This is a genomic window from Acinetobacter sp. P8-3-8 (assembly GCF_000214135.1).
Taxonomy (GTDB): domain Bacteria; phylum Pseudomonadota; class Gammaproteobacteria; order Pseudomonadales; family Moraxellaceae; genus Acinetobacter.
The window spans coordinates 31,789-43,346 of record NZ_AFIE01000013.1; the positions used below are offsets into that span (position 1 = coordinate 31,789).

The 11,558-nt window shown below is 39.5% G+C and carries 8 protein-coding genes; 5 read left to right on the forward strand and 3 right to left on the reverse strand.

What is annotated here, in order from left to right; genetic code table 11:
- Nucleotides 1-48 precede the first annotated feature (48 nt).
- The 3 genes from GGG_RS0107865 to GGG_RS0107875 form a co-directional block, all read right to left on the reverse strand.
- Nucleotides 49-2,436, reverse strand: a complete 2,388-nt coding sequence (locus GGG_RS0107865; protein ID WP_010113667.1) for a glucose/quinate/shikimate family membrane-bound PQQ-dependent dehydrogenase — start codon at nucleotides 2,434-2,436, stop codon at nucleotides 49-51.
- Between the two features lie 175 nt (nucleotides 2,437-2,611).
- Complete coding sequence (locus GGG_RS0107870) at nucleotides 2,612-3,865, reverse strand: carbohydrate porin (RefSeq protein WP_010113669.1); 1,254 nt, start codon at nucleotides 3,863-3,865, stop codon at nucleotides 2,612-2,614.
- Between the two features lie 456 nt (nucleotides 3,866-4,321).
- Nucleotides 4,322-5,440 (reverse strand): CaiB/BaiF CoA-transferase family protein, encoded by a 1,119-nt coding sequence (locus GGG_RS0107875; RefSeq protein ID WP_010113671.1) that lies wholly within the window; start codon nucleotides 5,438-5,440, stop codon nucleotides 4,322-4,324.
- Between the two features lie 211 nt (nucleotides 5,441-5,651).
- Between GGG_RS0107875 and GGG_RS0107880 the strand changes: the two genes are divergently transcribed.
- The 5 genes from GGG_RS0107880 to GGG_RS0107900 all read left to right on the forward strand — a co-directional run bounded on the left by GGG_RS0107880 (nucleotide 5,652) and on the right by GGG_RS0107900 (nucleotide 11,513).
- Nucleotides 5,652-6,662 carry an AraC family transcriptional regulator gene (locus tag GGG_RS0107880; RefSeq protein ID WP_010113672.1) on the forward strand — a complete coding sequence of 337 codons (1,011 nt, stop codon included), beginning with the start codon at nucleotides 5,652-5,654 and terminating at the stop codon, nucleotides 6,660-6,662.
- A gap of 176 nt (nucleotides 6,663-6,838) precedes the next feature.
- On the forward strand, nucleotides 6,839-7,306 hold the full coding sequence (locus GGG_RS0107885) for a GNAT family N-acetyltransferase (RefSeq protein WP_010113674.1): 468 nt from the start codon (nucleotides 6,839-6,841) through the stop codon (nucleotides 7,304-7,306).
- An 18-nt stretch (nucleotides 7,307-7,324) separates the two neighbouring features.
- On the forward strand, nucleotides 7,325-7,843 hold the full coding sequence (locus GGG_RS0107890) for a GNAT family N-acetyltransferase (protein ID WP_010113675.1): 519 nt from the start codon (nucleotides 7,325-7,327) through the stop codon (nucleotides 7,841-7,843).
- Nucleotides 7,844-8,163: 320 nt separating this feature from the next.
- A complete protein-coding gene (locus tag GGG_RS0107895) occupies nucleotides 8,164-9,369 on the forward strand; it encodes an acetyl-CoA C-acetyltransferase (RefSeq protein WP_010113676.1) in 1,206 nt (401 codons plus the stop codon).
- An 11-nt stretch (nucleotides 9,370-9,380) separates the two neighbouring features.
- Nucleotides 9,381-11,513 (forward strand): 3-hydroxyacyl-CoA dehydrogenase NAD-binding domain-containing protein, encoded by a 2,133-nt coding sequence (locus GGG_RS0107900; RefSeq protein WP_010113677.1) that lies wholly within the window; start codon nucleotides 9,381-9,383, stop codon nucleotides 11,511-11,513.
- Nucleotides 11,514-11,558: the final 45 nt, after the last annotated feature.

An 11,558-nucleotide genomic window follows, 5' to 3' on the forward strand; every position in this document is an offset into this window, starting at 1 on the left:
GGTCATCAAGACCTGTTTTTTATCGATTAGATTAACGAGTGATTTTGATTATTTATCTGGCAATGCATAAGCAACTAAAGAGTCACCCATTTTAGTACCAAATGAACCATGACCACCGGCCATAATCACGACATATTGTTTACCATTGCTTTCATATGTCATTGGTGTTGCTTGGCCACCTGCAGGTAAACGACCTTTCCAAAGTTCATCACCATTGTTGACATTGATCGCACGGATATAGTTATCCTGTGTCGCACCCACAAACATTACATTTCCAGCCGTTGAGATAGAACCGCCCAACATTGGAACGCCCATTTTAAACGGTGGTAATGGAATACCCGGTAAGCTGTCACGGATGGTACCAATACGACGTTTCCAAGCGACATTATGTGTTTTTAAGTCTACGCCAGCAACATACCCCCAAGCAGGTTGTTTACATGGCAAGCCAAATGGAGAGAGGAATGCACTGATTTCTACGCCATAAGGTACGCCATACATCGGTTGCACCCCAGCTTCAGTACCCGCACCTTTTGCTGTTTTAGGACGATTTGGATCTTCAGGAATTAATCGAGAAACAAATGGTAAACCAATAGGATTCATCACTGCGATTTGACGATCAGGGTTTACTGACATACCGCCCCATTCAAAGACACCTAAGTTTCCTGGGAAAACTAAAGTACCGTTTTCAGAAGGTGGAGTATAAATACCATCGTAGTTCAGCTTATGGAATGACACACGACATATCAATTGGTCAAACATGGTTGCACCCCACATTTGTTTATCTGTCAGTTTCTCTTTTGGTGCTAAATCAAAATCAGAGAATGGTTGAGTTGGTGAATAATGTTCACCTTTGGTTTGTGGACCACGTTTTACAGATTGTGGTACAGCCTTCTCTGTAATAGGAACAATCGCTTTACCATTACGACGGTCTAAAACAAAAGCATTCCCTGTTTTTGTTAATACATAGATCGCAGGAACAGTTTGTCCATTCTTATCTTGAATATCGGCAAGGGTAGGTTGTGATGGTACATCCATATCCCATAAATCATGGTGGGTTGTTTGGAAATGCCATACCAATTTACCCGTGGTTCCATTCAGTGCAAGCATAGAGTTTGCATAACGCTCATGTAACTCTGTACGGTTACCGCCCCAGATATCAGGAGTTCCAACACCTGTAGGCACATAAACGATGTCTAGTTTTGCATCATAAGCCAATGGAGCCCATGCATTTGGTGAGTTTTGTACATACTTTTGACCCGGGGCAGGGATTTTGTTTGGATCTTCTGCGCCTGTATCAAATACCCACAATAATGCACCTGTATTCACATCATAACCACGGATCACACCAGATGGTTCTTCAGTTGAATAGTTGTCAGTGGTTGAACCCGCAATAATAATGGTTGTCCCTGTAACAACAGGAGGAGAGGTTGGGATATAACCACCCGGATAAGGGAAAGGCATATCTTTTTGTAAATCAACTTCACCATTATGACCAAAGTCGCTACAAGCTTTACCCGTATCGGCATTCACTGCAACGATACGACCATCGTTCACAGGTAAAATGACTTTACGAGGGCATTCTGTAGAGCTTGATTTCTTCGCTTGTAAACTTGCTGCAAATCCAACAGTGTTGGCTGCATCATAATAAGAAACACCACGGCAAGTTAAATGTTGGAAGGTATGATCAGCTTTTAACTTCGGATCAAATACCCATTTCTCTTTACCTGTGGTTGGATCAAGTGAAACCAGTTTTTGGTGTGTTGTACAAATGTACATATCATTGCCGATTTTAATCGGTGTAACTTGATTGGTGGTTTCACCCGAATCATTTTCAGTTTTAAAATCCTTGGTGTGATATTCCCAAGCCACTTTCAAATCTTTTACATTCTTCTCATTAATTTGAGTTAATGGAGAATAGCGTAAACCTGATTGAGTACGACCATAAGCAGGCCAGTCACCATCCGCAACACCTTCAATTGCAGCAGGTGTAGGCTGGTTACTTGACAATGTCCCACGAATTTCTTGCGGGTCATTGAAAATAGAATACACCATGACAGCAATGGTAATTGCCAATGTACCTGATAATGCAACTTTGGCATTTTTAGCATCGAAGCCACGTGTTACTGCTGGAATGAGTAGCCACAAGCCAAATACGCCTAAAATGTCTAAACGAGGTGCAAGTGCAAAGAAGTCTGAACCAACTTCCCAAAGTCCCCAAACCACTGTTCCGAGTACCAATGCAGCATAAACAATGAGTGCTGTGCTGCTTAATTTACGTAATAAAATTGCTGTAGCAATGAAGAATAAACCTGCAATGATGTAGTACCAAGACCCACCAAGCACTGCAAGCCATATTCCACCGATCAATAAGACTAGACCAAAGACAATTGCAATCACAATTGTCAGTGTTCTTAGTCCTGAAGATGGAGTTTGCATAATGACCACCTATATTTCTGAATTCTAAAAATCCCCATCAACCATTCAAAATCTGTTTGATATCGGAGTGATGAGGAGCTTTGGTTAAATTTTTAGATTTTAAATATCGCAAAAGCGCTGTTTTGAATGACAGAAATCGCAACAACAGCGCTTTGAAATATTTATCATCTATAAACTAAAACGCGGTTTGTAACTTAATGCCACCAACCCACGCATTTTCACCATTTTTGTATGCACCAACATGATGTATATATTGGATATTTGGTCGAATCGTCAGCCAATTTGTGGCATGAACGCCATAATAAATTTCAGCGTTATATTCTTCATCTTGTTGAACAATTTGAGTGTCATTGACATCATCATTCACACTAATGCGAGCCACACCTAAAGCAATTTCATCTTTAGGACGAGCATCGAAAGCACCTTTATAAACAAGTCCAATATTTTGCATATTGCTGATATTATTGGTATCTGAGTCATGTACCGTGACATTGACAAAACCTGTTAAGCCACGGTTTTTATCACCGTGATGTGTGGTTAGCTGTTGCTTGGCAACAATCCATCCACCTTGCTTATGTGAGGTTTGTTCTGCATGTAAAATTTCAGGTGCATCTGCTGTGCTGTAGTAATAACCGAAACGATATTCCCCAGGTAATTTAGCCATACCCAAATTCGGCTGCCATACCACTTCAGCAGGAATGATAGCGCCATGCGAACCATCAGTGCTGAGATTCCAGCCTTTGCCACGCTCTAAGTTTTCAGGGTTATATTCAAAAACCCCCACTTGTGCATATAAATCTGGTTGAATATTGTATTTAACTCGAGCAGCCCATTGGCTGACTGGCCAGTTGTACCACTGATCGCCCACCCAGTTACCGACTTGAGAGCCACACAGTGCAAGGTTTTGAAAATCACAGTCAAAGCTATTGAAGTCTTCACCTTCGCCAAAACGACCCACTTTAATATCTAATTTTTGATCTAAGAATTTTTTCTTAATCCAAAAATCAGTTAAACGCCAAGTCTGACCGCGACCCCATATTTCTTGAGTTGAGCTGAGATGACCATCTAAAGCATCTGAGGTTTGAGAAAGAGAACGACCATTACGTTCAGTGATGGTGATTTGAGCTTCAGTATCTTGCCAACCTAAAACTTTTTCCAAATCGATATGTGTACCAATCGCAAATTGATCGGCGTATTCAGTGCCATGACTTGAGTGATTTTCAGAATCGAGTAATGTTGCCAACTCGCCTGTATAGCCAAAACTGAAGTCATAACCTTTTTGCTGTAATTCTGTGCGTTTGCCGTTCCAGTCACCAAACATCCACGGGCTATCTGCATCAAATGCTTCTGCAGCATGTACGCTAGATAATGAACAACTTAACGATAGAAGGCTGATAGACCAATAGTAAAAACCTTTAGTTTTATTCATATTTGGTGACCTCGATAACAATTTGTAACTAATTATGTATGATACTATCGTTTTGTATTAACATTCACACTTTTTGGATTTTTTATGTAACTTTTGTATATATTTTATCACATCTTGATAATTAGCCTGCTGATGTTGTATGAAATACATCAATTTAAATTTTTGTTTTTTAGTATTTTTATGAAGTTATAAGTTGCTGTTTAAATAGCGAATACTGATTAAAATTTGTAATGTGTTGCGCTTTAGTACAGTAAAAATAAGGCGAATGAATACATTGCGTGTAAAATTTGAATAATTAGTATGGGTTTAAAAGAATATATATAACCTTTCGTGAATAGGTTACACATATTCTTAAAGTTACAATTTATGTGAATTGTTAAAAAAATGATCAATTTATAATTTTAATTTATTGAATTAAGTCAAAATACCTAAAACTAGACCGTAAAGGCGAATGTGTTACCATTCACCTTCGCCTAGTTCTTGCCCAATATAGTCATAACGCATTTTTGAGCGAGAAAATTTAATTGGGCATGCCAATTGTGGTTCTTTCGTTTCAGCATTGGCTTTTAAAGGAACATTCACCACCCAATTGCGTTCTTGCGCTAAAGGGGAGTTTAAAGCCTCATCTAAACTCAAAACAGGCTCTACACAAAAATCGAGTTGGCTAAAAATTTGACTCCATTCCGCCCATGTTTTTGTCGCTATTTTTTCTTGGATGGCATGTTTTACTGCTTTACGGTCTTCTGGGTCGAAAGATGCACCTTTTGCGAGTAAAAGTGGTAATTCTAAAATTGTAGCTAAACCATTCATAAATTGAGGTTCTAAGCTTCCAATAGAGATATAACGTCCATCTTGAGTGCGATAATAATCGTAGAATGTACCGCCGTTTAGTTGTTCATTTTCTACTTGTTGATGTTGTCCGCCTGCAAGACTGGCAGCCGCAGCCATATTATTCATACTGACAACACAGTCAGTCATCGAAATATCAATATATTGTCCTAAACCACTGTTGTGACGTTCTGTAACCGCAGCCAGAATAGCAATAACTGCATGTAAGGAACCGCCTGCAACATCAGCAATTTGAATCCCCATCGGTGGTGGACCACTGTCTTGACGACCGCTATGACCTGCAATACCTGACAGCGAGACATAATTAATATCATGTCCTGCTTTGTCTTTATATGAACCTGTTTGTCCATAACCCGTGATGGAACAATAAATCAGTTTCGGGTTAATTTCTGCAAGTGTGTAATAGTCCAAACCCAGCCGTTGCATGACACCCGGTCTAAATTGTTCAACTACGATGTCAAATTCAGAAATTTTTTGTTTGATTAAATCAATATTTTTCGGGTCTTTTAAATCTAAGGTGATCGATTGTTTGTTGCGGTTTAAATAACTGTGAGAAGTCGCTTGTCCGTTGGCATAGGGTGGAAACAAACGAACTAAATCTGGACGTGTAGGTGATTCGACATGGATCACTTCTGCACCCATATCTGCAAGGTACATGGTCGCGAAAGGGCCGGGCAATAATGTTGAAAAATCGAGTATTTTCAATCCCTTTAAAGCTGTTGTCATAATTCTTTTTACCAAATTTAAGTTGATTTTTACCTCATATTAGAAATATAAAACAAATATAACAATGTCATGTTCAGCCATTTACCTTGATCATTTCGGCAATTTATGATGTAGAAAGGTGAAAAGAAGTGTTGTAAATCGCCAATTAAATATTTTTTAGCGTCATTTAGGTCAATTGCTAGTGAACATCAAAGAGACTGAAGGATTTAACATGAGCCGTGATACGATCAGTATCCATTTTGTGAATGCAGCCCTTACAGGCGTAAAGCGTCTAGGGATGGATGTTGACACCTTACTTTCGCACGTAGGTATAGAGGCAGAATTACTTCGTCAACCTAAAGCACGTATTTCTCCAGAGCAATATACGCGCTTTGTTAAAATGCTATGGTTAGTGACGCAAGACGAACATGTTGGTTTTGATATTCAACCGAGACGTTTGGGTTCTTTTGCGATCATGTGCCAATTGATCATTCATGCCAAGACCTTAGGTGAAGCTTTAGAGCTTTCATCTCAATTTTATAAGCTCTTTGGTGATGAATGGTCTGTTGCGGTAGAACGTGACAAACACGAAGCACGTTTAGTGCCATTGATTCCAAAAACTATGGATCCTGATCATTTCATTACTGAAAGTATGTTGATGATTTGGCATGGTTTGGCGTCTTGGTTGATTGAACGTCGTATTCCTTTGGAACGTGTGCATTTTGGTTATCCTCGACCAAGTCATGCAGATGAATATGATGCTTTGTTCTTTGCACCAGTGATGCAATTTGACATGCCACGTACAGAAATCACTTTTGCTGCGGATTATCTTGATTTACCTATTCGTCAAAATGAAGCAACTTTAGAAGAATTTTTGAAAGCTGCTCCAGCTCAGTTATTGGTGAAATTTAAAAATACCAACTCATTGACTTCACGTATTCGTGATGTGTTGAAGAGTCAGATTGGTGAGGAAATGCCAACCTTGAACGATGTCGCTTCAATGTTGTACTTATCTCCGCAAACTCTACGTCGTCGCTTGGCTGCGGAAGGTAAGAGCTATCAGGGTGTCAAAGATGCTTTGCGTCGTGATGCTGCCATTCATTTATTGCTAAATCCTGACTTAACTTTGGAAGATGTTGCACAACAAGTCGGTTTTAGTGAAACCAGTACATTCCACCGTGCATTTAAGAAATGGACAGGGGTGACACCGGGTCTGTACCGTCAGTTGCATGGTTATCACTAAGTTTTGATTGAAGTTCTTAGTTCAGTTTTAGAATAGTGTTAGTTTCAAAAGTTTTCTGCCCAAGGCCACTTGGGCTTTTTTATGCTCAATTTTTTGTTGTACTGATGATTAGAAATTTGATATTGATATAAAAAATCATTTATGCAGAATTAAAAAATTCAAAAAGAGGAGATGCAATGAGGATTCAATTGGGGGATTTTAATAACGTTCAGGTACAAAATTTACTGCGTATTCACCTACTAGGTTTGCATGAAACATCACCGATTGAAAACAGTTTTGCATTGGATTTAACGGGTTTGCAAAAATCGAATATTCAGTTTTATACCCTTTGGCAAGATGATGTGCTTTTGGCTTGTGGTGCAATTCAAGAACTTTCACCGACACATGTTGAATTAAAGTCTATGCGAACGCATCCTGAGCATTTACGTAAAGGCGCAGCAACTCAAATTTTACAACATTTATTAGAGATCGCAGAGCAGAGCCAGTATCAAAAAGTGAGTTTAGAAACTGGCACACATGCGTCTTTTGAGCCTGCCATTACATTGTATAAAAAGTTTGGTTTTAGCAAAGGTGAAGCATTTTCGGATTATGAAGATTCTGAGTTTAATCAGTTCTTTCATCTAAATTTGACTAAGCCTCAATAGCGTGAACTGGACGAAAATATGACTTATTCTGTTCGAGCTATCAATCCTTTAGATATTGAAAAACTCATTGAAATAGAGCGGTCTGCTGCTCAAGTATTTCTAAGTGTTCCTGAGTTGGCATGGATTGCTGGAAGTCCAGTTTTGTCAGCAGATACTCATCTTGAATTGATTGTTAATGCATACTCATTTGTCATAGTAAATGAACAAGATCAACCAGTTGGTTTTTTATATGCAAAGAAACAAGGTCAGGATTTTTATATCATTGAAATGGATGTCTGTCGTGATTTTCAAAAACAGGGTATTGGTCGTCAGTTGATTGAATATGCAATTGATTATGCTAAGCAGAATGACTTTGTATCGCTTAGTTTAACGACATTTGCGCATGTGGTTTGGAATCGTCCTTTCTATGAAAAGTTAGGGTTTCAAATGATCAATCAATGCGATTTGCCGATGTATCTTCAAAATGCATTAGATAACGAAGTTGCATTTGGTTTTTCTCGAGAAAGTCGATGTGCAATGCGTTTGATGATTCAATAAAATCAGTCATTTGAAGGGTATCTCGATTCAACGTTATTCTTTTAGTGATATTGATCCATGACCTCTTATTTTAGTCAGTGTTTTTTTGAAAAAATTTAAATCAATATCGGATTAAATATTCATAATTTACTTATTTTACACATTTTTTATGTAATCAAAATCATATAAGAGATTGATTCATTGTATAAATTATCAGGATTTTGAAATGTACAATTGACAAAAAATATCAACGGACTTTTTCATTCTCGTCATTGCACTCTCAACGTTATAAAGTACACTCGAAACACATAACAATCTAGAAGTCATAAAAAGGAACAGCTATGAGCGAGGCTTATATCATTGACGCCATTCGCACACCACGCGGAAAAGGAAAGAAAGATGGTTCACTGCATGAAGTGAAACCGATTACGCTATTGACCACATTGTTGAATGAATTGAAAGATCGTCATCATTTAGATACCTCGAAAGTAGATGATATTGTCTTGGGTTGTGTCACGCCTATTGCAGACCAAGGTGGTGATATTGCTAAAACTGCGGCAATCGCAGCGGGTTGGGACAATGATGTTGCAGGTGTGCAAATTAACCGTTTTTGTGCATCAGGTTTAGAAGCCGTAAACATGGCTGCGCAAAAAGTACGTTCAGGTTGGGAAGACGTTGTTGTTGCAGGTGGTGTCGAGTCGATGTCCCGTATTGCAATGGGTTCAGATGGTGGCCCATGGGCATTAGACCCTGAAACCAATTTAAAATCACACTTTGTTCCGCAAGGCATTGGCGCAGATTTAATTGCAACATTAGATGGTTATACACGTTCAGATGTTGATACCTTTGCAGCCAATTCACAGCGCAAAGCTGCTGCTGCGCAAGCGGCGGGTTATTTCAATCAATCAGTGGTTGCCATCAAAGATAAAGCAGGCGTGACCATTTTAGATCAAGATGAATTTATTAAACCGTCAACAACAGCGGAAGGTTTAGCAAAACTCAATCCAAGTTTTGAAATGATGGGTGCAATGGGTTTTGATGCAATTGCATTACAACAATATCCAGAAGCGCAAAAAATTAATCATGTGCATCATGCAGGCAATTCATCAGGTATTGTCGATGGTGCAGCGCTTGTATTACTTGCTTCTGAAAAAGCAGTCAAAGAACAAGGTTTAAAACCACGTGCCAAAGTATTGGCAACGGCTTTGGTCGGTTCTGATCCAACCATTATGCTAACTGGGCCTGCACCTGCTGCTCGTAAAGCGTTGGCAAAAGCTGGTTTAACGATTGACGATATTGATCTATTTGAAGTGAATGAAGCCTTTGCATCTGTGGTAATGCGCTTTATGACAGAATTAAAAGTGCCTGCTGAGAAAGTCAATGTGAATGGCGGTGCAATTGCGATGGGACATCCATTGGGTGCGACGGGTGCAATGATTCTCGGAACTTTATTGGATGAATTAGAACGTCAAGGCAAAAAGCGTGGCTTGGCAACATTATGTGTGGGTGGTGGCATGGGTATTGCGACCATTATTGAGTTGGTATAAGGAGAATAATAATGAGCGCAATTCAATATTTAAAAAATGACGATGGCATTATTATTCTGACTTTAGATTCTCCAAACCAATCTGCAAACACCATGAATGCAGATTTCCGTGTGGCTTTGGAAAATGTTGTTTCTAAACTGAAATCTGAAACATCGATTACTGGGATTATTCTCCGTTCAGCGAAGAAAACCTTTTTTGCAGGCGGTGATTTGGATGAGCTAATCCAAGCACGCTTGGAAGATGCCACACCTTTTTTTGAAATGATTCAGAAAATGAAAGCAGAGTTTCGTTATATCGAAACTTTAGGTGTTCCTGTGGTTGCGGCATTGAATGGTACGGCTTTAGGTGGCGGTTGGGAAATTGCTTTAGGTTGTCATGCACGTATTGCATTGAATGATCCTAAAACTAAATTTGGACTTCCAGAAGTAACTTTAGGTCTACTGCCGGGTGGTGGGGGGATCGTGCGTATGGTACGCCTTTTAGGTCTACAAAATGCTTTTCCATTCTTAATGGAAGGTAAGCAGTTTGGTGTAGATAAAGCAAAATCTCTCGGCTTAATTCAAGATACTGCGGAAACAGCTGAAGAGTTGATGGACAAAGCGATTGCTTGGGTAAAAGCTAATCCAAAATCACAACAACCTTTTGATGTTAAAGGCTATAAAATTCCGGGTGGTGATCCTAAAACACCTGCGGTTGCACAAATGCTGGCGATTGCTCCAGCGATGCTCCGTGATAAAACCAAAGGTTGCTATCCTGCTCCTGAAGCGATCATGGCGGCTGCGGTTGAAGGTGCGCAAGTCGATGTGGATACGGCACTGACCATTGAATCTCGTTACTTTACTTATCTTGCGACAGGTCAAATTTCAAAAAATATGATCGGTACTTTTTGGCATGGATTAAATGCCATTAAAGCAGGTGCAAGCCGTCCTAAAGATGTTGCAAAATGGCAAGCAAGCAAAGTCGGTGTACTTGGTGCAGGCATGATGGGCGCAGGTATTGCTTATTCAACAGCAATTAAAGGCATTCCTGTTGTACTGAAAGATGTTTCTGTAGAAAATGCAGAAAAAGGCAAAGCCTATAGCCAAAAGTTACTGGATAAAAAAGTATCGCAAGGTCGTATGACGGCTGAAAAACGTGATCAGGTTTTAAGCTTGATTGCTGCAACAGCATCTGCGGAAGATTTAAAAGGCTGTGATTTAATTATCGAAGCGGTATTTGAAAATCAAGAACTCAAAGCGAAAGTCACTCAAGAAGCTGAAGCATTCCTTGTCGATGGTGGGGTGATGGCTTCAAACACTTCAACATTGCCGATTACTGGTTTGGCAAATGCATCGAAAGATCAAGCGAACTTTATTGGTCTGCATTTCTTTAGTCCAGTCGATAAAATGCAATTGGTCGAAATCATTAAAGGTAAAAACACTTCTGCTGAAACTTTGGCGAAGGCGTATGACTATGTACAGCAAATTGGTAAAATTCCGATTGTTGTCAATGACAGCCGTGGCTTTTTCACAAGTCGTGTATTTGGTACTTTTGTTCAGGAAGGTTTACGTTTACTGCATGAAGGTGTACACCCAGCTCGTATTGAAATGGCTGCACTCAAAGCGGGCATGCCAGTTGGCCCATTGGCCATTCAAGATGAAGTTGCGCTGACGCTTTCTGAACATGTTGCCAATGAAACACGTAAAGCACTTCAAGCTGAAGGTAAAGATTTACCTCGTTCAGGTGCAGATGATGTGATTCAAACCATGATTCATACTTTTGACCGTAAAGGTAAAGCAGCTGGTGCAGGTTTCTATGATTATCCAGAAGGGGGTAAAAAACATCTTTGGGACGGTTTGAACCATTGGAAGAAAGATGTAGATATTTCTGAGCAAGAAATGATTGACCGCTTCCTATTTGTACAATCGTTAGATACCTTACGTTGTTATGAAGAAAATGTCCTTGAGTCTGTCATTGATGCCAATATTGGTTCGATCTTTGGAATAGGTTTTGCGCCGTGGACAGGTGGAGCAATTCAGTTTTTAAATCAATATGGTTTAGACAAAGCTGTACAACGTGCTAATGAACTTGAAGCGAAATATGGTGAGCGTTTCAAAGCACCGCAATTGCTTAAAGATAAAGTGAGTAGTGGTAAAATTGATTAAATGAATTAATTTTATATGATCAAGCCACGGTATTTATAGCACTGC